The sequence below is a fragment of the Natronorubrum halalkaliphilum genome, assembly GCF_009834785.1.
GTDB classification, from domain to species: domain Archaea; phylum Halobacteriota; class Halobacteria; order Halobacteriales; family Natrialbaceae; genus Natronorubrum; species Natronorubrum halalkaliphilum.
Genome location: NZ_WUYX01000013.1, coordinates 111,999 through 136,197, shown reverse-complemented (window position 1 = coordinate 136,197; position 24,199 = coordinate 111,999). Strand labels below are relative to the sequence as shown.

Sequence of the window (24,199 nt, the reverse complement as noted above, 5' to 3'; positions counted from 1 at the left end):
GACGTTAGCCGTCGGTCTCGAGTCCACCCTGAAACGCTGCGACGGCCTCGCGGAACGCGTCGGGAACCGGCCTGGTCTCCTCGGTCTCGAGGTCGACGGCAACGTGGGTGACCATGCCGTCGGCGAGGAGACCGCCGTCGGCGTTCCGTTTGACGCGGTACTCGAACGTGAAACTCGCGGACCCCATCTCGACGACCCGCAGTTCGTTGACGAGCACGTCGCCGAACTCGGCCGCGTCGCGGTAGTTCAACTCCGTGTTGGCGACGTGGGTCTGCCAGCCGTCGGCCGCCATCCGCTCGTAGCCGTAGCCGATCTCTCGGAAGAACTGGGAAACGGTCTCGTCCTGAAACGTGAAATATTCGCCGTAGAAGACGATTCCCTGCTGGTCTGTTTCGGCGAATCGAACGCGGTTCTGGAAAAACGGTTGGAACTCGGCTTCGGCGGATTCCGTTGGCGATCCCATACCGGTACGGGTTCCGGCACCGCAAAAACCGTACCGGTCACCGCCGCTCGGAGTCGAGGTCGCAACCGCGGCCGCAGTCGGTCCCACGCGGGTTACAGTTTTTGTAGCGTCTCGAGGTCGTCCCCGTCGTGGCCACAGACGACGGTTGCATCGTGGCGTCGCTCGAGGTCTCGAACCAGTTGCAGACTCTCGAGCCAGTGGCGTTTGCTCCAGAGCAGACTGCCGCCCATCGGCTGTCCGTCGTGATAGTTCGCCCGCGTGTAGGCCTGGTCGCCGGCGAGGATAACGGTCCCCGCGTCGTCGAGATCGAGTTGCACGCCGAGCAGGCCGGGCGTGTGGCCCGGCAGGCGGACGAACTCGAGGTCCGCGAAGTGCTGTTCGCGATCCCGATGGACCGGCCGCCAGTGTAGGTCGCGGTCGAAGTCCCCGGGGATGTAGGCGTCGGCGCCCTCGCTCGTCTTGGCGCTGTAGTAGGCGTACTCGAGTTCGCGCTTGTGGACGTAGACCGGCGTGTCGGTGCCCTCGAAGGCGTAGAGGCCGCCGGCGTGATCGAGGTGGAGATGGGTCTGGATCACCGCGTCGATGTCGTCCAGTTCGTAGCCGGCGTCGGCGAGGTCGTCCTCGAGCGGTCTCACTCCCGTGTGTTCGAAAGCGGCGTAGAGTTCGGCGGGCCAGTGGCCCGAATCGGCCTCGGGGTGGGAGCCGGTGTCCCAGAGAATCGTCGCCTCGGGGTGGTCGATCACGAGGTTGTAGACCGGGCCTTCGGCCATGATCGTATCCGGATTCGGTTCGTGGGCCGTTCCCAGTGTGGTTCCCTCGATGATGTTATTGGCGTCGGTGGTGATCGTGCCCCGCTCGATCGGCGTAATGGTCGCAGAAACCATAGGGGAGTACTCCGCGTCGCGAGTGATAAATGTCGGCACGGCGGGTCGTCGGCCGAACGGCACCTCGCTGTGTATGCCTGCCGTAACCATACCTATCAGTCCGTTGCCCGTACGGTATGGTCCGCATTTCGACGATCGTTATCGTCATCGGTATCGTCCTACTCCCAGTCCCGATTCCGCCGTTCGCAACGATCGCCGGAATCCTCCTGATCCTTACGGGACTCGCGCTGCGCGTGCTCACGGATCTGTAGCATCCGTAGCGCATCCGCGCGAAGTCACAGCGATTTCCGCATATTGGAGCCATACGCCCTCGGTTCCGTCCGGTTGTAGCCGCCGTTGCGGGCGAACGGCGACGCGCTTAGATGAACGGTTGCGTTTGTTTCGGCACTGCACGCGGTTGGGTTCGGTTGTCCCGTTACCCAACCCCGGCTATCGGCCGCATCTGCATGGGTAGGTCCACGGTTTTACGGGCTTCGGACCGATGGGGGCGTATGCAAACGACGCCACGGGTGTTCGTCGTCGGCGGCGGACTCGCCGGCCTCGTCGCGACGCGCCACCTCGCCGGCGCCGGGCTCGACGCAACGCTCCTGGAGCGCCGTGAGACGGTCGGTGGACGGGTCCGGACGATCGAGCGGGACGGGTATCGGTTCGATCGCGGCTTCCAGGTGCTCTTTCCCGCCTATCCCGCGGTGAAGCGGGAACTGGACCTCGAGGCCCTCGATCTGCGTCGGTTCACTTCGGGGGCGACGATCGCGAGGCCGAATCACCGCTCTGTGCTCGCCGATCCGCGCCAGCAACCGAGTTCACTCCCCGCGACGATATTGAACCCTGATATTACGATGGGCGACCGACTCCGCGTCGCTCGCCTCTGGTGGGAGTTGCGGGGGGCCGACCCCGATCAGTTTTTCGACGGGATCGGGGCCGATACGGACACGTCGATCGAGACCTTCCTTCGCGACCGCGGGTTTTCCGACGGGTTCATCGACAGCTTCGTCGCGCCGTTCTACGGCGGGATCACCCTCGATCGGTCGCTGTCGACCTCGAGTCACGTGTTTGAGTACACGTTCGCGATGCTCGCGGCGGGCGGGGCTGCGGTCCCGGCCGCGGGGATGGGAGCGATCCCGGCACAGCTGGCCGATCGCGTGCGGGCGGTCGGCGGGGAGATCGAGACCGGCGTGGTGGTCGAGTCGATCTCGAGCGAGGGGGCGTCGGTGACCGTCACGGCGGCCGACGGCACGACCCACGAAGGAGACGCCGTCGTCGTCGCGACCGACCCGCCGAGTGCTCGCGGCCTGACCGGCCTCGAGTCGATCCCGACCGATGCACGAGCCTGCGTCACCCAGTACTACGCGCTCCCCGGCCGGCGGGATCTCGACACCGGAAAGCGACTCCTGTTGAACGCGGCCGGCGACGGCGACGACGGACCGAATCACGTCGTGCCCCACAGCGCGGTCGCGCCCGAGTACGCTCCGGACGATGCGACGCTTCTCAGCGCGACCTATCTGGGCGAACCTGAGGCGACCGAGGCGGAACTGGCCGACCGGACGCGACGCGCGCTCGAGTCGTGGTTTCCCGAGGGGCGCTTCGACGAACTCGAGACGCTTCGAACCGACCGAATTCCGTTCGCCCAGTTCGATCAGCCACCGGGGATTCACGAGGGGTTGCCCGACGCTCGAGATCCGGCGGGGAGCGTCTATCTGGCGGGCGACTACACCCGCTGGTCGTCGATCCAGGGTGCGATGCGAAGCGGTCGAGACGCGGCCCAGGCGGTGCTCGAGGATCTGTCTCGGTAGTTCGTCGGCCGTCGCCCGTCGCCCGTCGCGTCCTCGAACCGACCCTCGACCCTCAACCCTCGACCCTCGACCATCAACCCTCAACCCGCCGGATCGTTCGATCGGGCACGACCAGCTATCCCTTTGCGGGAGTACAAGCCAAGGAGATGTCACGCAGAGGCACACAGCGACCCGAAGCGGTGGACCGCCGGCTCACCCGACTGTTCGTCGCCGCGGTGAGCATTTCGCTCACAGCGGCCGCTCTCGTCGTGTTAGTGGCCCATCGATTCGGCGACACGATTATCCGATGGCTGCGGCGGTGCTAGCCCGTTCGACGAACGGTCGCGGTCACAACAGCCGTCGACACTCTCCCAGCCGCGGAAACCATAGCGGCTCCTCGCTCGAGTCGTCCCAGACGGCCGGGTGGAACCGGTCCGCGTCGGAAACCAGCGGCGATTGAAAGTCTCGAGCGCGCATGCCGTTGACCGTCGCCCCCGCGGCGAGCCTCGTGAAGGCGGGAAGCATGACGACGTCGGCTTCGGCTTGCGCTTCGTCCCCGACTCCGTCGGCCGCATCCGGCCCGTAGAGAAAACACGGCAGTTTGCGCCCCTCGACGGAGAGTGCCGGGTGATCGTGGCCGACGACGTACCGCGTCGCCTCCAGTTCGGGTCGTTCGTGGCCGTGACAGACGACCGTCTCGCCATCCGCGAGGCGGTACTCGCTCGCCGTCGGTCCGTCGAACACGTCCTCGAGCATCGCGTCGTGATTGCCAGGCGTGACGACGAACGACGCGCCGGCCGCGTCGACGCAGTCCTCGAGAGCGGAAAGTTCGCGTTCGACGCCGCGGGGAACCCCCCGGAAGGAGTGGAGTACGTCGCCCGCGACGACGACTGTGTCGGGGTCGGTGCGAGCGAGGAGGGACTCGAGACGGTCGCGAACGTCAGCCCCGTCGTCGATCGGCGCGTCGATACTCGAGTCGGCGGCCTTCCCGAGGTGGAGGTCGGCGACGACGAGCGCGTCGGCTTGGGGGACGAAGAGCACGCGTTCGATCGGCGAGACGGGGAGATCGACGGTGGTCACTGTCGGTGATTCGTCATCGCTCGCTGTCAGCGCGCTCGGAACCGCCGTCGGCCCGAATATCGTCCGCGCCGAGCGCCTCGAGCAGATCGTACTCGTTGCCGGTGAGGATGAAGAGGACGTCCTCCAGGGGTTCTAAGATTTCGGGGACGATCTTCACGAGAAGGTAGGTGATCCCGAGGAGGGCAACGATCGACAGCGACTGGGCGATGTAGTTGTGGGCCACGAGGAAGGAGACGCGACTCTCCTCGGCTCCCATGTAGGTGACCATGAACGAGACGAGCCAGTCCTGCTGGAACCAGCCCCACGGCGAGGCCAGGCCGATGAAGACGTTCCGGAGGAGGTTGAGGAACCAGATGACCCCGATCGCCAGCGCGAACGCGGTGACCTTTCGTCTGAGCGGGGCCTTTACCGCGGCGACCAGCCCGCCGAAGATGGCCATGCTACCGATGCCGGTACAGGCGAGGATGATGTAGGTCGTCCGACCGGTTACCGTTTCGTCGGAGTCGAAGTTAAATCGGCTCTGGTAGCCGTTTGCACCCTCGCTCAGACCGGGACTGTGACCGAGCAGTTCCATTCCGTAGTGTGTCTGGACCGCGGTCGTTTCGATCAACCACGCTCGGAACACCGGGATCGTTTCCGCGGGCAGATAGATCAAGCCCATGAACGCGATGGCTTTCGTCAGGAGGAACAGCGAGTCGCGGCCCCCCCAGAGGAGATAGCCGGTGTAGGCACACAGCGGGAGCGCGGCGAGGGCCAGAATCGTCTGCAGGGGACTTTGCATCTCGTAATAGTAGTAGGGCACCATCGTCAGCCAGAAGCCACCGAAGGTGACCCAGGCCCCCGTCGCGAGATAGCGCGCCGGCTCGAGTGCACCCTGCCACCGGAGGACTAACGCGCCGAAGAACGCGGCGACTGCGACCCACGCCAACATATCCGTCAGCTGTATTGAACTGAGGATTGCCGGCGTCAGTGCGGTCGCACCTGCGCTCTCGAGGCCAACGACCGACGCGGCGTCGGTCGCGGCGGATACGGACGCCATATTCATGGAAGACTGAAGCACGCTCTTGCTATCAACTTGACGCCTCGCGAACGCCGCTTTGCGGTCGAGAGCCGATCGCGTTTCGCGGGCCGAGGCGACGATATCCGGTCGCTCGAGCGACGCGAGCCGGCGGAAGACGGGCGACGGCGACCGAGGCTCTTTTTTGGACGGTCGTCAAAGACCTAGCACATGGTCGACGTCCTCGACAACAAGCGGGCCGCGACGCGGTTTCGGATTCTCGTCCAGATCGCCGAACGCCAGCCCGCCGTCAGCCAGGGAGAGATCGCCGAGGAAGTCGGCGTGACGAGTCAGGCGGTCAGCGAGTACATTCGCGAACTCGTCGACGACGGCCTCGTCGAGAAAGAGGGGCGCTCGCGGTATCGCGTCACACAGGAGGGCGTCGACTGGCTCTTTCGGACCGCAGACGACGTTCGCCGCTTCGCCGACCACGTGACCGGGGACGTCCTGGGCGCGATGAGCGAGGCGGCCTACATCGCAACCGACGATATCGAAGAGGGCGAAACCGTCTCGCTCTCGATCCAAGACGGCCTGCTCCACGCGACTCCCGGCAGCGAGGGGCCGGCGACCGGCGTCGCCACGACCGATGCCGAGGCCGGCACCGACGTCGGCGTCACGAGCTTCGAGGGCGTCATGGACTTAGAGCCCGGCTCCGTGACGGTCCTGCAGATACCGACCGTCCGAACCGGCGGCAGTCGCGCCGTCACCGAGGAGACCGTTACCGACGCCTGTGCCGACGCCGACCGCGTCGTCGCGACCGGCGTCGAAGCCGTCGTCGCCTGCCGACAGGCCGGAACCGAGCCGGCCCTCACGTTCGCCGCCGGCGAGGTCGCCGCCGAGGGGGCCGAACGGGGGCTCGCGGTGACCGCCGTTGTCACGACCGACGAAGTCGGCCGGGTCACGGACACGCTCCGCGATGCAGACGTCTCCTACGAAGTGCTCGAAGGGAACTGACGCGCCGGTTTTCAGACTCGTTCTCGAGACAGTGAGAGTTCTCTCGGACCTGTTCCCCACGGCGATAGCGCCCAGCGTCCACCCCGTAATCGTTCTGTGACCGATCCGTGACCGTCTCGTCACCGTTATCGCCGATCGTAGACGTGAACGGCTCGGTCGTGTCGCACCGAGAGCCCGTTCGGATTCCGCTGTGCCGAACGATCGCTGTAGCGCGCGCCGAGTCCGTCCCGGATCCCGCAAACGGCGTTCGAGACGACGTTGGTTCCGTTGGATATCCAACCCGTCGGCGTCTCGTCGCCGGCGACGACCCCGCGGGCACCCGCGGCCCCGTCGCGGAGGGCGCTGCCGATCATGCGGGCCAAGACCGTCGGCCGCGGGCCGTAGTTCTTTGCGAGTCGGTAGGTCAGCGAGCGGTAGGTCGCGCCCCAGTCGGTGTCGGGTTGGCCGCCGTCGGTGCCGACCTCGCATCTGGCGGCCATCTCGGCGTCCCAGGTGGTGTCGAAGCCGAGACCGGCCACGCGGTGGGCACAGTCCCGCTCCCCGCCGACTTCGAGATACTCGTCGAAGCCGTCGACGGCCTCGAGGACGGTCCGATCGAAGGCGACGTTGTCGCCGTCGAAGTGGATCACGCTGCGACCGGCGACCCTCCGTGGCTCCCGGAGTTCGCGGTCGGTGTTTCTGCCGGTCACGGGCCCGGTAACGATATCCGTCCCGTTGGCGATCGACCGCTCGACGGCCTCGTACCAGCTGTGTTCGATCGCGTACTCGCCGTCGAGGAAGGCGACGACCTCACCCGTCGCAGTCCCGAGTCCGGCGTTGCGCGACACGTTCGAATTGCGCTCGGAGATTTCGACGAGCACGTCGACGTCGGTGCGTTCACGGACTACGCCGGACGTTCCGTCCGAAGAGGGGCCGTTGACGACGATCACTTCCGTCGATGCGGGCGTCCGTTCCGCGAGCGCGTCGAGACACGATAGCAACTGCTCCCGGTCGTTGAGCGTCGAGACGACTACCGAGAGCTCCATACCACGTGGTTGAATTCGTCGATAGTAAAATTAGGGGGGTTTACCGCCGCGCGTGATAGTGACAAGAAAGCGAGAGTAGTGACACTCCACCGAGGGCTATAGTAGCTACTGGAACTCAGTTCACACCCGATCGCACGATGGGAGCCCGGTTCGAGGACGCGAGAATCGCGGAGACGCGAATAGCGTGGGATCACCGATCCCGCGAACCGCACGAACGGCGGCACGCCGACGTGAGCAGACGCGGAGTGACCGACCCGCAAGCGAGTGGGGTCGGTGTGTAAACAGTTCCAATTGTTACTATGGCAGCGTCGCGAGAACCCTACAGTGACGGACGTGCCGATCGGTGCAGTTTCTACCGCTCGGCGCGGGTTGGAAGTGCGGACGGACCTGCTATCCGTCGCTATCGAACCCGCGTGTTCCAGTACGACACCGACGCGAGGTGGTCGGTCACCGGCAGCTCGCCGACCGCCTTGTCGACTGCGCGGATCGGTGACGCGAGCGCGTTCGGGATCGAACGGTAGAGCCCGTAGGGAGCGATGAAGTCGTCCTCAACGTCGACCAGCGTCAGGTCGGTCTTCGCGAGCAAGACGGCCACCTCGCTCTTCGAGTAGAGTCTCGAACCCATCGGCAGCGCCCAGTTGTACACGCTGCGGGCGCTAAACCGGTTGAACGTGTCGAAGACGATTTGCTCCCGGGAGACGCGGCGCATCTCCTCGAGGAACCCCTCCGGATCGTCCGCGAGGTGGAAAAACCGCATCGCGATGACGGTATCGAAGTGGTCGTCCGGGAACGGCAGCCGTCCCGCATCACCCCGCAGGAACTCGAGCGTGCCCTCGAGTGCCACGTCCTGAGTCTTTTTGCGCCCCTGCTGTAACATCGCCGCCGAAATATCGAGTCCAATGACGTCAGCGCCCTGCTCGGCAAGCATCACCGAAAACCGCCCGGTACCACAGGCGATCTCGAGGATGTTCCGGTCCTCGACGGGCATAATCGCCTCGAGGACGGCTTCTTTCTCCCGGCGGTCGATCAGCTGTCCGCCCTTGGAGAAGCGCTTGTCGTCGTACTCCTCGGCGACGTCGTCGGCCTGGTACCACTCCTGTCCTTTCACACTGGGCGCAACTACAGTAGCCGGAGGATAAAACGATACTGGAGTCTATCGGCAAGCGACCGATTGACGGGTTGAAATACCGGAAAGAATTCATTGGTAATAAAACAATTCCACGGAGGCTATCCTCGGCATCGGACGTATCGCCTCTCGAGAACGATAGACACTCGTTCGGAGCGCTGCATCGAGATCGAGAAAGGGCATATAAACCCAACCGGGAGACGGAGCGGCAATCCCACAACCTGTGTTAATACCTCATTCATACACCTTATACAAACAGGACTGTTCGTATCTACATATAGGGAAGGTTTACCAATGCCGATTCCGCCGATATAGGTATGAGCATGAGTACAGCCGAGGACCGTGGCGTCGCCGCCGAAGAAACGCTGTCGAAAGAGGAATACCGCGACCGTCTTTGCGACCTGCCACCGAGTGCGAAACTCGTCGCGAAGGTTCTCGAAACCGATTCGCCGCTCTCGCAGGGCCAACTCGCCGAGGAGTCGCTGCTCCCCGACCGTACCGTTCGCTACGCGCTGAACCGACTCGAGGACGTCGGCCTCGTCGGCTCCCGGTACAGCTTCCGCGACGCCCGCAAACAGGTGTACTACCTCAAACACTGATCGGCCGGCATCACGGTCCGCATCGATCCGGGAGTGAGATGGGATCGTTTGCCGACGTCGGTGTCACCGTCACCATCACCGCCGCCCTGCCGACACACACTTTTTCGCTCGCCGATACCTCGAGATATGGATGTTACTCGGTGCTCCGTCCCGGTCGCGACGCGAGCCCCCACCGGAGAGACTAACGCCTATCTGCTCGGACGGGATCCGGCCGTACTCGTCGATCCCGCGGCACGTACCGACGTACTCGACCGACTGGTCGACGAACGATCCGTCGAACACATTCTTCTCACGCACACCCATCCCGACCACGTCGGTGCCGTCTCAGCCTACGCCGAGGAGACCGCTGCAACGGTCTGGGCCCGATACGGTCGGACCGACCGATTCGTCGATGCGACGGGCACCGAGCCCGACCGGACCGTTAAACCGGGACGGACGATTCCCCTCGGTGACGACTCCGTTCGGATCCGCGACGCACCGGGACACGCACCCGACCACATCGCCATCGAAGTCGGTCGTGACGGCCCGATCCTGTGCGGTGACTGTGCCGTCCGCGAGGGCAGCGTCGTCGTCGGCGCACCCGAGGGCGACATGCGCGCGTACGTCACCACACTGCGGCGGCTCTGGGCGATCGATCCTCCGCTACTCTGGCCCGGACACGGACCTGCGATCGAGAGACCGCGTGAAACCCTTGAACGGCTGCTTTCCCACCGAAAACGACGCGAACGGCGGATTCTCGAGGGGGTTGCAGCCGGTGGGAAAACGCTCGAGACGATCCTCGAGACGGCCTACGAGAAGGATCTCTCCGGCGTCCGCGATCTCGCGCGAGCGACCGTCGCGGCGCATCTGGAGAAACTCGCCGTCGAAGGGCACGTCGCGTGGGACGGCGAGCAAGCGGTCCCGAGCGACTGACTTTTCCGCATCGGCACCTACCATCGGGTGTGCAATCGCTCGAGGCCGAACTCGACCAAGCTCGTCAGCTCGCCGTCGCCGATCTCGCGGACGCTATCGAGTCGATCGGCTTCGAGTGTACCCGCTGTGGAGCCTGCTGCAAGGGGGAGGGCGAAGAGACGGACGACCACACGGCGACCGTGTTCCCCGACGAGGTACGCACTCTCGAGGCGAGTGACGGCGTCGAAGGCGACTACGACTGGCGCGACGTCGCCCGCCCGATGCCGTACGGCCTCTCGGCGACCGAAGACGGTGATCTCGAGGGCGAAACGTTCGAGTGGGCGCTCCAGACCGACAGCTGCGGGGACTGTACGTTCTACGAGGAAACCGACGACGGCGTCGGTGCCTGCGTCGCCCACGACGACCGGCCGCTAATCTGCCGGACGTACCCCTTCAGCGTCGCACTCGCGGGAACCAGCCAGCCGATGGGCGAGGCCGTCGACGAGGCGGGAATGGTTCGCGCCCACGAGTGCGAAGGGCTTGGCCGGGACATCGCTCGCGAGGACGCCGAAGAACTCGCCCGCGGGTTAAAAGAGCGCGCAATCCGAGAACTCGAGGAAGCGATCGGCGTCCGGGACGCCTACGAACCCGCGGCCCCCGACGCCGGCGACATCGTCGTCCACGACTCCGAAGGAGCGAAACGAGTCGACGGGACGCCCTTCGAGAAGTAAGCCGGGGTTTTCGGCGTCCGCCTCGAGAACCGTGCGAAGTCGCGGTCAACCCGGCTTTCAGGCCCTCGACCGGCGGTCCGTACGCTCCAGTTCTCGGCTCCGTTGGCCGTCTCGAATGCCGTGTCTGTCGCTCACGCGAGTCCCACCGATATCACGATGCTCGCTCCGGTAGTTGACTCTCGAGAGATTCGCGTACCGGCCCGGATCCGCGTACAAAAGATGGAAATACGTCCCGATGCAGGGTATTGGATTCGCACCGAGTGGAAGAAGGATGGGCGCTGCAGGATTTGAACCCGCGACAGCTTGGTCCGAAGCCAAGTACTCTGTCCAGACTGAGCTAAGCGCCCGCACTACCTGCTTTCCCTCGGTCCCGTATAAGTTACTCGATTCGGGGCGCTTTCGACACCCATCACCACACCTCGAGTCACTCCCCGCCGGAACTTCTCAGTCGATGAAAATCGGCTCCCGGGGTCTTTGCCGTCCGTCGCAAACACCCATCCATGACGGTGAACGAGGGCCCCGTTCCGGACGACGGCCAGACTGTAGACGCACCGCTCGAGTTGCTGACCGACGACGAGGAGGTCTGGACGGCCGTCCCCGCGGATGCGACCGGCGACGATCGGGTGAGCAAGTGGCTTTCGATCGACGCCGACACGCTGTGCAATCTCGAGGAGTGGCGATAGCGGATCGTACCGTTTAACCACCCCGACTGAGCAGTCCCGTTCATGACAGCGGGTGAGACGGGTCGTGGGTTACTCGAGTTGACGCGACCGATAAACGTGATCGCGGCGAGCGTGTTGACGTTCATCGGCGCGTTCGTCGCGGGTGGAATTGCTGACTCGTCGCTTGAGGTCGGGGCGGCGGTCGCCGCGACGGGGCTGGCGGTCGGTGCCGGAAACGCGATCAACGACTACTTCGATCGGGAGATCGACCGGATCAACCAGCCCGATCGAGCCATTCCTCGCGGCGCGGTGAGCCCGCGGGGCGCGCTCGCGTTCAGTATCGTCCTTTTCCTCGGCGCGGTCGCACTCGCGCTTTTCTTACCCGTACCGGCGATCGTCATCGCAGGAATCAATCTCCTCGCGCTGGTGGCCTACACCGAGTTCTTCAAGGGGCTGCCCGGGCTCGGAAACGCGCTGGTTGCCTATCTCGTCGGGAGTACGTTCCTCTTCGGGGCCGCGGCCGTGGGCGATATCGGGCCCGCGGTGGTCCTCTTCGTGCTCTCGGCGATCGCGACGCTGACCCGGGAGATCATCAAGGACGTCGAGGACGTCGAGGGCGACCGAGAGGAGGGACTGAACACGCTTCCGATCGCGATCGGCGAGCGGCGCGCGCTGGGGGTCGCTGCCGGCTTGCTCGTGGTCGGTGTCGTCGCGAGTCCGGTCCCGTATCTGCTCGCGTACTTCGGCGTCGCGTATCTGGTCGTCGTGATCCCGGCCGACGCGGTCATGCTTTATGCGGCCTACGAGAGTTTCGAGGATCCGACGGCTGGGCAATCACACCTCAAGTACGGCATGTTCCTCGCCGCGCTGGCGTTTATCGTCGGTCGCGCAGCCGGTGTCGCTCCGACGATCCTCTGACCCGGTCATCGTCGGGTTTCGTTCCCAACGGCTTCCTGTTACCACCCCAAATCGCCATCAGTAGTAATCGACTAATCAAAAGGAATATATGCTGGATACCATATCTCAATAGTATACGCCGGAGTAGCCAGCAGGCCAGCAGCGGATATCAGTCTGGCTGCAGATGGATGTGAGTATCTGGCATGTATGACCTTGCAGATGTCCGACCGGACACTGAGATCGATCCTGGGACGAACCTGCTTATTACGGGCCCACCACTGACGGGTAAGCGACAGATCGCGTTCGATATCCTCGCGAGCGGTGCCCAGCAGGGGAACGGATCGATCGTCGTCACGACCAAAGACGGTGCTGACAAGGTTCTCAAGACGTTTTCCGACTCCGTCGACCCCCACATCGAGGCCAACATCGGCGTCGTCGACTGCGTCACGAAACAGAGTGGGATCGGCGCGGTCGACGAAGACCCGCGGATCAAGTACGCGTCCTCGCCCGTCGACATGACCGGGATCGGCATCAAGCTCTCGGAGTTCCTGCAGGAGTTCTACGAAACGCGCGGGCTGACCGAAAATCGGGTGCTGTTACACTCCATTTCGACGCTGCTCATGTACTCGAACCTGCAGACCGTGTTCCGGTTTCTCCACGTCTTTACGGGCCGGATCCAGAGTGCGGACGCCATGGGCGTCTACGTCATCGACTCGACGGGCCACGACGATCAGACGATGAACACGCTCAAACAGCTGTTCGACGCCGTCATCGAACTCGAGGAGAACAACGACGGCGAAGAACCCGTTATTCGGACGGCCGGTCTCTCGAGCTAACCGACCGAATACCGGCCCATGTGAGCCCTGCCCGGACCCCGAAACGTTTCACGACCGAGCCCGTAGCTCGAGCCGACTATGTCCGATGATATCACGGACGACCTCGAGGATGTCCTCGCCCACGAGACCATCGCCGTCGTCGGCTGCTCGAGTACGCCCGGGAAGGCGGCCCACGACGTGCCGAAGTACCTGCTCGACCACGGCTACGACGTGATCCCGGTCAACCCCTTCGCGGACGAGATTTTCGGACGAGACGTCTACGACGCGCTGTCGGACGTCGAGGAGGAAATCGACGTCGTCTGTATCTTCCGCCCCAGCGAGGAGGTGAGCGAAATCGTCGATTCGGCGCTCGAGCGCGACGACGTCGACGCCATCTGGACTCAGCAGGGTATCCGCGACGACGATGCGGCGGCTCGCGCCGAAGACGACGGGCGAACGGTCGTCCAGAGTCGCTGTATGATGGTCGAGCACCGACGGCGTTCGGCCTGAGTGGCGGACGCGTGTCGTGTAAACGGCGAAGGCTCTGAGAACGTGATCCACCACAGAGCCGCGAACGCGTACGAACGCGGCTGAATTATCAGGACAGCGGCGCGTTCGCCTGCCGCTCGAGGCTGTCGAGTGCGTCCGAAAGCGACGTGCTCATGACGCCGTCGGTGACCGTCGAAACGTGACTGAGCATGATAGCGACCTCTGCGAGCGGTTCGGCCGGGAGGTCGGCGACGGCACTCTCGACCGCGTTTGGATCGACGTGTGGCTCGAACGGGAGAGACGCCAGAAGGTCGTCGATGAACTGCTGTCTCGTCGCCTTGTCGCCGGTCAGCTGGCGTCGAATCTCGCGCTGGCGAGCCGACGGCACGGTCGCCTCGACCGGAACCGAACAGACCGACTCGCAGTACCACGACAGCGCCCGGGAGACCGCGTCGAGAACTGCCGCGTCCGATCGATCCACTGAATCGGCGAACTCGTAGACGCCGGCCTCGACCGCGGCCCGTCGGTCGGCGAGCAGCGCCTCGAGTCGCCGTGGCGCGTCGGACTCGAGAAACGAGTCGACGGCACGGGACGGGGACTCGGCAGCGGTGAGATCGGCGTCGGTGAGCGCGATCGGAACGTTCGCGACGCCGTTGTCGAGGTCCTCCGGCAGATCCGCGACGTCGTCGACGACGGTGAGGACGAACATCGCGTTGGTAGCCGTTCGCCGGAGGCTGTCGAGTTGGGTCGCCGAGTAGCCGCCGACGGCGTCGATCAGAGCGACGGCGAGATCGCCCCAGACCGCGCCGCGCTCGTCGACGCGGGCGATGGTCTCCTCGAGCGTCGCCGTCGCCGGCTCGAGCTGTTCTTCGCCGAGTTGTCCCCGTCCGATCCGTCGAACGGTCTCTAATACGGGCGTCAGGTCGACGCCGTCGGGAAGTGAACTGGCGGCTTCGAGGACGCCCGTAAAGACGAGATCGCCGACGGTAACGTGCTCGTTTAGTCGCCGTTTTCGGTCGTCACCCCACGCGTCGGCCTCGTCGATCGCGTCGTCGTGGAGGCTACTCGTCACGAAGAGTTGCGTCGGGATCGAGGCCAGCGTGGCGGCGAGTTCATCGTCGTCGGTTTCGAGGACGGTAAGAGCGTACGTCACCGCGCCGAGGAGTCCGCCCTGGTCGGTGTAGGCCTCGTATTTCGACCGAACGGGGGGCGAAACCTGCTCGGCGGGGACGGCGGGAAGCGACCGGCTCATACGTCCACCTGTCAACAGCGCGTAATCAGTGTACTGGTCACGGATCGGTCGCCGAAAAGGCGGGGACCGATCGGCGGCGAATCAGCCGTCGCCGTAGCCGTAACCGTAATCTTAGCCGTCCCACTCCTCGAACGAGCGGTAGATTCCCTTCGAGAGGTAGCGCTCGCTCGAGTCGGCAAACACTGTCACGACGGTATCATGTGGCACGTCCAGTTCGCCGTCGGCGATCTGCCGGGCGACGCGTTTTGCGGCGACGCTGGCGGCTCCGGCGCTCGAGGCGACGAGGTGACCCTCCTCGCTGGCGAGGCGTTTGAGTTCGTCGTGGGCGTCCCGGTCGGGGACGGCGTGGACGGCGTCGACGAGTTCGGGATCGAACAGTTCGTTCGTGTCGACGTTGTGGGTGCCGATCCCTTCCGTTTTGTACTCGCCCTCCTCGCGGTCGTCGCCGAGTACCTCGCCGTACAGCGAGCCCTCGGGTTCGACGGCCGCGACGTGTGTTTCGGGGTGTTGCTCGAGGCCGTACTGTGCGATCCCCATGAGCGTGCCCGCGGTGCCACAGCCGGCGACGACGGCACCGACCGCGCCGTCGAGCGCCTCGTAGATCTCGGGACCGGTCGTCTCGTAGTGGGCTTCCGTGTTGAGCGGGTTCGCGAACTGCTGGGGGACGACGGCGTCGTCGAGTTCGTCGGCCAGTTCGTGGGCGCGGTCGATCGCGCCGCCCATGCCCGCGTCCGTCGGCGTGTTGATGATCTCGGCGTCCAGGGCGGCCATCAGCTGCTGCTTTTCGATGCTGAAGCGTTCGGGCACGACGAAAATCGCGTCGAGGCCGAGCTGTTTGGCGGCGATCGCCAAGCCGATACCCGTGTTGCCCGCCGTGGGCTCGATGATCGTCCCGCCCTCGGCGACGTCACCGCGGTCTAACATACGCTCGAGAATGTACCGTCCGATGCGGTCTTTGATGCTAGCTCCCGGATTGAACGTCTCGAGTTTGGCGTAGATTCGGACGTCCTCGGGGCCGTCTCGGAGTCGAACGAGCGGCGTCCGACCGATCGTCTCGAGCACCGAATCCACCGGCTGCTCGTGGGTCGTCATCGTCTTGGCAAAAGTTGCCCCTATTGTTAGGTCTTGTCTTCTTCCGTTCACCGGACACCAGTGTCCGGGTTCAAAACGGCGCCGTGAAAATCGGTGCGTCCGGGTTACTCGGCGGTTGCGTCGGTCGCTTCACTCGCCGCTGTGTCGTCGGCGTCACTCGAGTCGCCGTCTTCGGCTTCCTCCTCCAGTTCGGCCTCGTCGATGGCCGCTTCGGCCAGGATTTCCTCGCCGTCGATCCCCTGTTCTTCGGCCATCGCAAGCAGCAGGGCGCGCTGCTCGGTGAGCTGGTGGTCGAGCCGTTTGACCGTGTCGTGGGTGTCGTCCATCTCCTCTTCCAGCCCGACGATTCGTTGCTGAAGTTGCTGGACCTGTTTGTACATCGCTTCGGCGCGGTCGGACAGTCCCTGAATCTTCTTTGCAGTGCTTCCAAGTCCCATACGTTGGGGATGTGTCGGCTAACTAATGGGCCTTTTCCTCTGTTGCGTGAACGGCAGTGAGCAAGGAGATCGTTGTCCGTTCACAAACACCGCGGGTTGGGAACTCGGTTCCGAACTGTACACGATCTCCGCTTTGACTCGAGGTATCAGCAATGATGCTCCGACCGATAGCACGCACCCGGACGCAAGGCCGCGACACGTCCTCTCGGCTGTCCGGTGAGCGAGGGAGCAGCAACGATGAACTGTACGAAGCGGACACGAGTTCGCTCTTACGGTCGACACGCCGGGGTTCGAAGCCGAGTTCGTATCGATCGCCGTCCCGTAATATGAAAATACCTACCTATATATGTAATCCGTTGGAAGGGATTGCGTATGTCATTTCGCGTCTCCGACGCGCTCACCGGTGGAATCGAACGGACGCTGGCCAAGAACGGGCTCGTACTCGCGGCCGCGTTTTACGTACTCCTGGCGGTCCAGACGCTCTTCACGCCAAGCGGCGTCCAGACGGGGATGGAACCGGAGCCGATTATCGACGCGCCGGTTATCGGTGGCCTCATCAGCGTTCTAACGTCCTTAGCAGGACTGTACCTACTGATCGTTGCCCTCCGAACGTTCGTAACCGACGAGACCGAAACCATCCCGGACGCCGCCCTGCGTAACCGGCCAGTGTGGGCGTTCCTGAACGTGTTCGTCGGACTGATCATCTTCACCTTGCTGGTCGCGATCGGATTCGTCTTCCTCATCGTTCCCGGCCTCTTCTTGCTGGTCGCGCTGTGGTTCTTCGACGTCTACGTCGCGGTAGAAGACGACGACTTCGTCACCGCCATGAAGCGAAGTTGGTCGCTTACGTCCGGGAACCGACTCGGACTGTTCGGTCTCGGCGTCGGCGTCGTCCTCATCACTATCGCGATCTCGATCCCGTTTACCATTGCGATGGTAATCGTCGGCGGCGTTCTCGGCGTGTTGATCTCGCAGATCGGAACTGCGATCGGCGGTATCTTCGTGTACGCGACGACCGCGGTCGCGTTCACTCAACTTCGGGATTCGAAGGCGGGCGTCGAAGACCGATCGGAGACCGACGACTGGGGCTCGTCGACGGACGACGAGTGGAATCGATCGACCGACCGCTGATTACGCAGTTAGCGAAATCGATCGAATTCGAACTCGAGGACCCGCGGGCGTGTCGCCTCCCGTTCGCGCATCCTCCTGGTTCGCACGGGAGGATCCTCACGCCCGACTTCGATTACGGAGACGAAAGGTCCTTAAGTTTCTACCCCCTACAGGGAACTGGATAGGTCGGGCAGTTTGGCCCTGCTCACTACCCGCGCTATGGTCATTAGCGGGGACCGAACACCGCGGGCGTCCGGTCAGACCGGCCGGGGCCCCGGGAGCCAACGTGGAAGCCTCGTCCGTCGGGGACAGCGGTCCACGATGGTCGTCCGCAGGGACGTCCCACCGTGGTTAGCCGGCGACAGCCCATCAGGCGCGGAAGCGAGCAGTGGACCGCCGGACACCTGTCGCTCGACGGGTCGCGGGGTGGAGAAGGCAACCGGGATTCCCCCGGCCGGAACGCCGGGCAATCGCGGCTTCCGCACTCATACTTCATATTCATACCCGTTTTCACTCTGCACCAGCGGTGCCGACAGTAGTGTGGCCGCTCGAGGTCGGTGTCGGTATCCAGATTGGGATCGAGGACGACACCTCTCTCGCGTTGCTGCACCGCGGACCGCAACTGGATTAGCGCTCGGGCGTGAAGCGGTCGCATGATCAGCCTCGCGCTTTCGGTCCGGCAGTGTGACTGCCCGTTGAGCGCGGCGAGCGCGGAGTACGACGTGGCCTTCGTCACGCCCCACTGGCACTACCACCACGACCGGGCGCGACTCGAGCTTCGAATCCTCGCCGAAGGGAGCAGCCGAACCGCCGTCGAACGCGGGCTGGAGCGAATCCGATCCCACGACGAGACCGATTCCTTCGAGTTACTCACAAAGCAGGGCCACACGGCTCGGGCGCGGCTCACGATGGGCACAACCGAGATGATGGGAACCGTCATCGGCCATGGCGGCTACCTCACCGGCCCCTTCGAGAACGCCGACGGCAGCGAACGCTGGGAGATCGGGTTTGACGACGAAGCCGCCGCCGACCGCGCGCTCGCGACCCTCGAAACCCACGACGACGAGTACGAGGTCCGGGACCGTCGCCGACTGGACCCGGCAACTGTCCTCGAGGACGTCCGGGCCGAGAGCGTGGGCGCGACGGTACTCGAGGGAGCCCGCCGATTGACGCCGACCGAACGCGAGACGCTCCGACGGGCCGTCGACGCCGGCTACTACGACGTGCCCCGCGTGGCGACGCTGGGCGATCTCGCCGCGACGCTCGACGTCTCGGACGCCGCCGTCTCGAAGACCCTCCGGCGTGCCGAGCGCAAGCTGCTGGTACCGACGGTGGCGACGCTCGAGTCGACTGATCGACGGGATCGTACGCGAGGTTAACATCCTAACGGGAGGGAGTATCCTCGCGGGACCCCTCGTACGACTGTGAGCTGGAACTCGGTTTCGCGATCGGTCATATCGACGTATCTCTTCGCACTCGCCCCCCTCGCCGCGGCGGCGCTATGGGGCGGGCTCTACGTCGTGAGCAAGTGGGGGTTCGACGCCGTTCCGCCGCTGACGCTCGCGTTCATGCGGGTCGTCGTCGGCGCGGTCGCGCTGCTGGCCGTCGTTCGGGTGACGTATCCGCGCCGACAGTTCTCCCGGCGCGACCTGCTCGGATTCGCCGCCCTCGGTACCGCGGTAGCCGCGTCGCTCGCGACGCAGTTCCTCGGCACCGCGCTGACGACGGCGAGCCAGGGATCGCTCATCACCGTCCTGACGCCGATTTTCACGATCCTGTTGGGGGTGACGCTGCTCGGCGAGCGGCTCTCCGCCCGACTGGTGATCGGCATGGCGATCGCGACCGCCGGGACGGTCGTCGTCCTGACGGGTCAGTACCGACTTTCGGAGCTCGCCGGCGCTGCGACCGCGGGAATCGGTATGCTTCTGGTTGCGAGCGCGACCTGGGCGCTCTACACGGTTTGGGGGAAACCCCTGATCGACCGCTACTCCGCCCTCGAGACAGCGACCTACTCCTGCGTCGTCGCGGTACCGATCCTCGCCGTGTTCGTCGCACTCGAGATCGCGACGACCGACGCCTCGCTCCGGGCGATCGAGCCGACGCCAGGGCTCGTCGTCGCGGTGCTCTACCTCGGGCTGCTCGGTACGGCTGCGGCGTGGTATCTCTGGTACAAGGGGATGGAGTACGTCGACGCCAGCGTCATCTCTGCGTTTTTCTTCGTGCAGCCGGTCGTGGGCGCGCTCTTCGGAGCGATGGTACTCGGCGAATCGCTCGGTTCCCGGTTCGTCCTCGGCGGCATCGTGATGGCCGTGGGCGTCTATCTCGTTTCGACCACGCGAGCCGCCGCGTAGTCGGTGCGGATTCGAGACGGTCTCCGACTCCCATAGCCGTTACCAGGTGGTGCGGTTCATTTTATGATAACTATTCGAGGAGTCTCGTCGCGACTACGCGACCGACTCGAGGGCTCGCTCGAGACGCCGTATCCGCCTCCCGGGCCGTTGTCGGCGCTCGTCTTCCGCCGGTAGCTACTCCTCGTCGACCGGTTCGACGCGTTTTCCGGTCGCCATCGGAATCACCCGCTGGTCGGCGTCGACCCACTCGCGCTCGAGTTCCCGGCCCTCGAACAGCCGGTCGAGGAAGACGGCCAGGCCAGCGACTTCGGAGTGTGGCTGGTTGGTAACCCCGACGTTCCAGTCAGCCGCCTCGTAGACGTCGAACGAGACCTTCTCGGCGCCGACGACGACGAGAATCGGCTCGCCGTCGTCCCGGTGTGCGGCTCGAATCTCGCGTTCGACGTCCTGGACGCGCTCGCCGTACATGGTGAGATGGACGACTCGGCCGTCCCAGTTGCGGATGATTCCCTGCGGCGAGTCCGTGAGTTCGACGTCGAAGGGGCCGCCGAAGCGGTCGGTGATGTCCGCGACGGTGTCGAGCGACTGGCCGGCGTTGTCGGGGAGCAGAACGCGGTCGGCACCCAGCGCCCGCGCCGTCAAACCGACGTGAGTCGTCATCCGCTCGTCCCGGCCGGGGCGGTGGCCGAGTCGAAGGACGGCGACTTCGGAGTCGTCGTGCATGCTCGAGTACACTCTCGGGCGAGGTTAGGGGGTTTCGTTTTCGACCTGAAATACCTCGCTGGGTCGAACGACCGCTCGCTTTGCGAGCGGATGTTGGGCTTCGCCGCGGCGAATGGGTTGCTGCCCTCTCGAGTCCGGAAAGTCTTATACTGTTGACCTGTTTCGGTAACAGGGGATGGAGCAGATCAACGAATCCGATCTCGAGTGGACCGAGTACGACCCCGAACCGGAAGACACGGCGTTTCGCCGCAAAGAACTCTCGAGCGCGGTCGGTGCCGACGACCTCGGCTGTAGCCTCTACGAACTCCCGCCGGGGATGCGCTCGTGGCCCTACCACTACCACACGGCGAACGAGGAAGCGCTGTACGTGCTGGCGGGCGATGGACTCCTCATCGCTGCGGACGGCGAGGAGCCGCTGACGGCGGGCGACTTCGCGACCTTACCCGCGGACGAGCGCGGCGGCCACCGGATCGTCAACGACGGCGACGAACCGCTCCGATACCTGATGCTCTCGACGATGAACGAACCGGACGTCACGATCTATCCCGAGATGGAGAAATTCGGCGTCTTCGCCGGCTCGCCGCCGGGGGGCCGCGACGAGCGGTCGTTTCACGGCTACTACAACATCGACGACGAGACGGCGTACTGGGAGGAGTGATCGGTAGTCGAACGGAGGTCGACTCGAGACTCGAGGCCCGATATTTGAGACTCGAGACTCGAGCGAATGCGGCCATCCACGGCCGCCGGTGCGTCGATAGGCTCTTGGGGAACCCTTGCGAAACGCCCACGTAATGACCGCGTTCGGACGCGAAACGGTGAGCGCTCGATGACGAGCGTTCGCGAGTGGATTCAGGAGGTGCGCCAGGACCGATGGGGACTGCTGGTCGATCTGGTGTTTGCGATCGTCTGGGTGACGATGGTCGATCTCCTCTTTCGCGTTCTCGACGGCCCCGACTGGGCCTACTACATGCTCATGCTCGCGGGAATCGCCGCGTACTTCGTCTTCTTTGCGAGCCTCGAGATGGCGACGTCCGACCGATAGCGACGACGGCGGTAGTCGAGACGGGTCTTTGAGGGACGTCTGTCTCCGAGATTACCCTCGAGTGTCCGAAACGAAAAACAGGAGGAAACCGGTCTCGAGCCGCGGGCTTATACGGTTTACTGTAGTCAATGACCGCCGATCACCGACCCCGTCCCTGGTGATCGGCGGTACATAGTTACAGCAATCCGTATTAGTCCTCGCGGATGTCCACCACGAGGACGGGGATGTCCGTCGTCCGGAGCGTTCGTTCGGCGACGCTGCCGAGCAGGACGCGTTTGACGCCGCCGCGGCCGGCCGACCCCATGACGATGAGGTCGACGCCATGGTCGTCGGCGTAGTCCGCGATTCGGTCGTGCGGTCGGCCGGCGACGACGGATTCGGTAACCTCGAGACCCTGTTCGCGCGCTCGCTTTGCGACGCTGCCGGTCGCCTTGTCGGCTCGCTGTTGCACCTCGGGCATCTCGTCGTACTTGCCCTGTCGAATGCGGTCGACCTGTTCGGTGCCGAGGCCGACGTCCATCGCGCTCGTATCGATGACGTACAGGGCGTGGATCGCGGCGTCGTACTTCGCTGCGAGATCGAGCGCGTGATCGACAGCGTTCTCTGCAACCTCGCTTCCGTCGGTGGGAATGAGTATCGTATCGTACATGGGTACTGGTTAGTCGTCTGCGGGGGTGCCGCCGTCAGCGGCGGCGTCTTCGGCGGATTCCATCTGTTGCATCGGCTCCGGGCTGTGACACTGACGGACGAGGCGTTTGATCTCCTGTGGCGGTTCGTCCGTGGCCACCGAGACGACGATGATGACGGCGAAGACGACCGGCACGCCGATCAGTGCGGACGACGTTCCCGGGAGGTAGGTTGCGACTCCGGGGATGACCGCCTCTTCGACGCCGGTATACATCGGGATCGCAGTGTCGTTCAGGATTGCACCGAACGAGAGCAAGATCCCGACGAGCATGCCCGCGAGCGCGCCCTCGCGAGTCGTGTTCTCCCACCAGAGACCGAGGAAGAACACGGGGAAGAAGACGGTTCCGGCGATCGCGAACGACATCGCGACGAGTTCGCCGATGAGCGCCGGCGGGTTCAGCCCGATCAGCGCGACGAGGATCCCGATCCCGACGATCGTCGCGCGGCCGACGAGCATCTGCTCGCGCTGGGTCGCGTCTTCCTTGTAGAGGTTGGTGTAGATGTCGTGGGCCGCCGCCGAGGAGGCGGTGATGAACAGTCCGGCAGTCGTCGCGAGTGCAGCGGCGACCGCGCCGGCAGCGACGAACCCGACGAGCCACGTCGGCAGGTCGGCGAGTTGGGCGGTCAGCACGACGAGGGCGTCGGCCTCAGAACCGGACATGCCGCCGTCGCCGGCGAATCCACCGCCGTTCGTCACCTCGCTGTCGTAGAGCAGGCCGCCGAACGCGGCGTAGGTAGCCGTCCCCCAGTACAGCAGGCAGATGAAGAACAGACCCCAGACGGTCGACCAGCGGGCGGTCCGCTCGTTGTCGACCGTATAGAACCTGACGAGGACGTGCGGTAATCCACAGGTCCCGACGATCAGGCTAAAGGCCAAGGCGATCCACGCGTAGTAGCCCGCGTTCGCGAACGGTTCGACGAACTGGGTCTCGATTTCGGCCGCCGCCGAGACCTCGCTCCCGAACTCGAGGTACGGCAAGACGGTCGAGTAGCCTTGCGTCCAGCCGACGGCGTAGAGACCGAGCGTGAACGCGATGATCAGGATGACGTACTGGATGGCCATGTTCTTCGTCGTCCCCAGCATCCCCGAGAGGGCGACGTATCCGATGGTAACGGCCATCAGTATGATCACGCCGGCCTCGTAGGAGATGCCGAAGATGTACTGAGCCATCAGTCCCATCCCGCTGGCCTGCCCGATTGCGTAGGTAAAGGCGATCGCGAGCGTGGTGAACGCGGCGATGCCCCGCGCCCAATCGGAGTAGAACCGGTCGCCGACGAAGTCGGGGGCCGTGTACTTCCCGAACCGGCGGAACTGCGCCGCCAGGAAGATCAGGAGGATGAAGTAGCCCGTCGTCCAGCCGACGACGTACGCGAGTCCGAAGTATCCCGAAAGCGCGATCAGCGACGCGACGCCGAGATACGACGCGGCGCTCATCCAGTTGGCACCGATTGCCATCCCGTTCTCGATCGAACCGATGGATCGACCGGCGACCCACAGTTCGTCGACCGCGGCGACGCGGAAGAAGTAGCCGACGCCGAGGAACAACAGCAACATTGCGGCCACCGTCAGCGCCGGAACGAGCTTGAACTCTCCGACGTCGAGGGCGGTTTCTTGCAGGATAACCGGGTCGATCGCTTCGATCATTCTTCACCTCCGTCGGCAGCGACGGTGCCGCCGGACTCTACTTCCTCCTCGTGGGAGATGCCGTACTTGGTGTCGAGTCGGTCGCGCTGCATCGCGTAGGCGACCGAGAGCAACAGGGCAGCAAGCGGCGTGAAGATCGCGGCCAGGAAGAAGTGGAGCGGGAACCCGCCCAAAACCTCCGTCCCGGTCATCAGGTCCGGTGCGAGAAACGTCGCCGTCGTCGGGCCGAAGACGACGAGGATCCACGCGATAAACGAGAGCCAGATTACTCGGAGATGGTCTCGCATGAACGGCGTCGCCGGCTTGAAGATGTTTATTTCCTTATCGAGGTACGCTTCCGTCGCGACGCCGCCGTCCGTCTCGACTGGATCTGACGTCTCGGTCGAATCGTGTTCGTTATTATCTGACATATTCC

The 24,199-nt window shown here is 64.4% G+C and carries 28 protein-coding genes, 1 tRNA gene and 1 other RNA gene; 16 read left to right on the top strand and 14 right to left on the bottom strand.

Annotation, left to right across the window (positions count from 1 at the left end):
- Positions 1-4 precede the first annotated feature (4 nt).
- Both GS429_RS03160 and GS429_RS03155 read right to left on the bottom strand, forming a co-directional pair.
- On the bottom strand, positions 5-463 hold the full coding sequence (locus GS429_RS03160; protein WP_160062611.1) for an acyl-CoA thioesterase: 459 nt from the start codon (positions 461-463) through the stop codon (positions 5-7).
- Between the two features lie 92 nt (positions 464-555).
- The gene (locus GS429_RS03155) at positions 556-1,347 is read right to left on the bottom strand and encodes an N-acyl homoserine lactonase family protein (RefSeq protein WP_160062609.1); all 792 of its coding nucleotides are present in this window, start codon (positions 1,345-1,347) and stop codon (positions 556-558) included.
- Between the two features lie 116 nt (positions 1,348-1,463).
- Here GS429_RS03155 and GS429_RS03150 point away from each other — a divergent pair, with 116 nt between their 5' ends.
- Entirely contained in the window at positions 1,464-1,598 is a 135-nt protein-coding gene (locus GS429_RS03150; RefSeq protein ID WP_160062607.1) for a transporter, read from the top strand.
- A gap of 240 nt (positions 1,599-1,838) precedes the next feature.
- Positions 1,839-3,140: an NAD(P)/FAD-dependent oxidoreductase gene (locus GS429_RS03145; protein ID WP_160062605.1), complete on the top strand. Its 1,302-nt coding sequence runs from the start codon at positions 1,839-1,841 to the stop codon at positions 3,138-3,140.
- 327 nt (positions 3,141-3,467) lie between these two features.
- Here GS429_RS03145 and GS429_RS03140 read toward each other — a convergent pair whose 3' ends face one another.
- Together GS429_RS03140 and artA are read right to left on the bottom strand one after the other, a co-directional pair.
- Positions 3,468-4,199, bottom strand: a complete 732-nt coding sequence (locus tag GS429_RS03140) for a metallophosphoesterase (RefSeq protein WP_328821216.1) — start codon at positions 4,197-4,199, stop codon at positions 3,468-3,470.
- 13 nt (positions 4,200-4,212) lie between these two features.
- Positions 4,213-5,244, bottom strand: a complete 1,032-nt coding sequence (artA, locus tag GS429_RS03135; RefSeq protein WP_160062603.1) for an archaeosortase A — start codon at positions 5,242-5,244, stop codon at positions 4,213-4,215.
- Positions 5,245-5,427: 183 nt separating this feature from the next.
- Between artA and GS429_RS03130 the strand changes: the two genes are divergently transcribed.
- Positions 5,428-6,210: a DUF7839 domain-containing protein gene (locus GS429_RS03130; RefSeq protein WP_160062601.1), complete on the top strand. Its 783-nt coding sequence runs from the start codon at positions 5,428-5,430 to the stop codon at positions 6,208-6,210.
- 125 nt (positions 6,211-6,335) lie between these two features.
- Here the strand turns inward: GS429_RS03130 and GS429_RS03125 are convergent, their stop codons facing one another.
- Both GS429_RS03125 and GS429_RS03120 read right to left on the bottom strand, forming a co-directional pair.
- Positions 6,336-7,235: a glycosyltransferase family 2 protein gene (locus tag GS429_RS03125; RefSeq protein ID WP_160062599.1), complete on the bottom strand. Its 900-nt coding sequence runs from the start codon at positions 7,233-7,235 to the stop codon at positions 6,336-6,338.
- 400 nt (positions 7,236-7,635) lie between these two features.
- Positions 7,636-8,343, bottom strand: a complete 708-nt coding sequence (locus tag GS429_RS03120) for a class I SAM-dependent methyltransferase (RefSeq protein WP_328821215.1) — start codon at positions 8,341-8,343, stop codon at positions 7,636-7,638.
- A 335-nt stretch (positions 8,344-8,678) separates the two neighbouring features.
- Between GS429_RS03120 and GS429_RS03115 the strand changes: the two genes are divergently transcribed.
- The 3 genes from GS429_RS03115 (at position 8,679) to GS429_RS03105 (ending at position 10,582) form a co-directional block, all read left to right on the top strand.
- Positions 8,679-8,960, top strand: a complete 282-nt coding sequence (locus GS429_RS03115) for a MarR family transcriptional regulator (protein WP_160062597.1) — start codon at positions 8,679-8,681, stop codon at positions 8,958-8,960.
- 126 nt (positions 8,961-9,086) lie between these two features.
- Complete coding sequence (locus GS429_RS03110) at positions 9,087-9,872, top strand: MBL fold metallo-hydrolase (RefSeq protein WP_160062595.1); 786 nt, start codon at positions 9,087-9,089, stop codon at positions 9,870-9,872.
- A 29-nt stretch (positions 9,873-9,901) separates the two neighbouring features.
- Complete coding sequence (locus GS429_RS03105) at positions 9,902-10,582, top strand: YkgJ family cysteine cluster protein (RefSeq protein WP_328821214.1); 681 nt, start codon at positions 9,902-9,904, stop codon at positions 10,580-10,582.
- Positions 10,583-10,854: 272 nt separating this feature from the next.
- Here GS429_RS03105 and GS429_RS03100 read toward each other — a convergent pair.
- A tRNA-Arg gene (locus GS429_RS03100) sits at positions 10,855-10,929 on the bottom strand.
- A gap of 153 nt (positions 10,930-11,082) precedes the next feature.
- Here GS429_RS03100 and GS429_RS03095 point away from each other — a divergent pair.
- The 4 genes from GS429_RS03095 (at position 11,083) to GS429_RS03080 (ending at position 13,466) form a co-directional block, all read left to right on the top strand.
- Positions 11,083-11,265, top strand: coding sequence for a DUF7511 domain-containing protein (locus tag GS429_RS03095; RefSeq protein ID WP_160062593.1), 183 nt, complete (start codon positions 11,083-11,085; stop codon positions 11,263-11,265).
- A gap of 42 nt (positions 11,266-11,307) precedes the next feature.
- Positions 11,308-12,162, top strand: a complete 855-nt coding sequence (locus tag GS429_RS03090; protein ID WP_160062591.1) for a geranylgeranylglycerol-phosphate geranylgeranyltransferase — start codon at positions 11,308-11,310, stop codon at positions 12,160-12,162.
- 182 nt (positions 12,163-12,344) lie between these two features.
- Entirely contained in the window at positions 12,345-12,977 is a 633-nt protein-coding gene (locus tag GS429_RS03085) for an RAD55 family ATPase (RefSeq protein ID WP_160062589.1), read from the top strand.
- A 78-nt stretch (positions 12,978-13,055) separates the two neighbouring features.
- Complete coding sequence (locus tag GS429_RS03080; protein WP_160062587.1) at positions 13,056-13,466, top strand: CoA-binding protein; 411 nt, start codon at positions 13,056-13,058, stop codon at positions 13,464-13,466.
- 88 nt (positions 13,467-13,554) lie between these two features.
- On the opposite strand, the gene GS429_RS03075 is transcribed toward GS429_RS03080, so the two are convergent.
- The 3 genes from GS429_RS03075 to GS429_RS03065 all read right to left on the bottom strand — a co-directional run bounded on the left by GS429_RS03075 (position 13,555) and on the right by GS429_RS03065 (position 16,226).
- Complete coding sequence (locus tag GS429_RS03075) at positions 13,555-14,697, bottom strand: class 1 isoprenoid biosynthesis enzyme (protein ID WP_160062585.1); 1,143 nt, start codon at positions 14,695-14,697, stop codon at positions 13,555-13,557.
- Positions 14,698-14,808: 111 nt separating this feature from the next.
- A complete protein-coding gene (locus GS429_RS03070) occupies positions 14,809-15,789 on the bottom strand; it encodes a PLP-dependent cysteine synthase family protein (RefSeq protein WP_160062583.1) in 981 nt (326 codons plus the stop codon).
- A gap of 104 nt (positions 15,790-15,893) precedes the next feature.
- Entirely contained in the window at positions 15,894-16,226 is a 333-nt protein-coding gene (locus GS429_RS03065) for a DUF5798 family protein (RefSeq protein ID WP_160062581.1), read from the bottom strand.
- A gap of 372 nt (positions 16,227-16,598) precedes the next feature.
- Here GS429_RS03065 and GS429_RS03060 point away from each other — a divergent pair, with 372 nt between their 5' ends.
- The 4 genes from GS429_RS03060 (at position 16,599) to GS429_RS03045 (ending at position 19,687) form a co-directional block, all read left to right on the top strand.
- Positions 16,599-17,357 carry a DUF7847 domain-containing protein gene (locus tag GS429_RS03060; RefSeq protein WP_160062579.1) on the top strand — a complete coding sequence of 253 codons (759 nt, stop codon included), beginning with the start codon at positions 16,599-16,601 and terminating at the stop codon, positions 17,355-17,357.
- Positions 17,358-17,510: 153 nt separating this feature from the next.
- Positions 17,511-17,821: signal recognition particle sRNA (ffs, locus tag GS429_RS03055), an RNA gene on the top strand.
- A 168-nt stretch (positions 17,822-17,989) separates the two neighbouring features.
- A complete protein-coding gene (locus GS429_RS03050; protein WP_160062577.1) occupies positions 17,990-18,715 on the top strand; it encodes a helix-turn-helix domain-containing protein in 726 nt (241 codons plus the stop codon).
- A gap of 45 nt (positions 18,716-18,760) precedes the next feature.
- The gene (locus GS429_RS03045; RefSeq protein ID WP_328821213.1) at positions 18,761-19,687 is read left to right on the top strand and encodes a DMT family transporter; all 927 of its coding nucleotides are present in this window, start codon (positions 18,761-18,763) and stop codon (positions 19,685-19,687) included.
- 174 nt (positions 19,688-19,861) lie between these two features.
- Here GS429_RS03045 and GS429_RS03040 read toward each other — a convergent pair whose 3' ends face one another.
- The gene (locus GS429_RS03040) at positions 19,862-20,410 is read right to left on the bottom strand and encodes a tRNA (cytidine(56)-2'-O)-methyltransferase (protein ID WP_160062575.1); all 549 of its coding nucleotides are present in this window, start codon (positions 20,408-20,410) and stop codon (positions 19,862-19,864) included.
- Positions 20,411-20,585: 175 nt separating this feature from the next.
- Here GS429_RS03040 and GS429_RS03035 point away from each other — a divergent pair, with 175 nt between their 5' ends.
- Together GS429_RS03035 and GS429_RS03030 are read left to right on the top strand one after the other, a co-directional pair.
- A complete protein-coding gene (locus GS429_RS03035) occupies positions 20,586-21,068 on the top strand; it encodes a cupin domain-containing protein (protein WP_160062574.1) in 483 nt (160 codons plus the stop codon).
- A gap of 168 nt (positions 21,069-21,236) precedes the next feature.
- A complete protein-coding gene (locus tag GS429_RS03030) occupies positions 21,237-21,452 on the top strand; it encodes a DUF8119 family protein (RefSeq protein WP_160062573.1) in 216 nt (71 codons plus the stop codon).
- 190 nt (positions 21,453-21,642) lie between these two features.
- On the opposite strand, the gene GS429_RS03025 is transcribed toward GS429_RS03030, so the two are convergent.
- Genes GS429_RS03025 through GS429_RS03015 form a run of 3 tightly spaced genes read right to left on the bottom strand, consistent with a single transcriptional unit; the run spans position 21,643 to position 24,194 of the window.
- Complete coding sequence (locus tag GS429_RS03025; RefSeq protein WP_160062572.1) at positions 21,643-22,101, bottom strand: universal stress protein; 459 nt, start codon at positions 22,099-22,101, stop codon at positions 21,643-21,645.
- A 9-nt stretch (positions 22,102-22,110) separates the two neighbouring features.
- On the bottom strand, positions 22,111-23,784 hold the full coding sequence (locus GS429_RS03020; protein WP_160062571.1) for a solute symporter family protein: 1,674 nt from the start codon (positions 23,782-23,784) through the stop codon (positions 22,111-22,113).
- A complete protein-coding gene (locus GS429_RS03015; protein ID WP_160062570.1) occupies positions 23,781-24,194 on the bottom strand; it encodes a DUF4212 domain-containing protein in 414 nt (137 codons plus the stop codon). The genes GS429_RS03020 and GS429_RS03015 overlap by 4 nt, the downstream gene beginning before the upstream one ends.
- Positions 24,195-24,199: the final 5 nt, after the last annotated feature.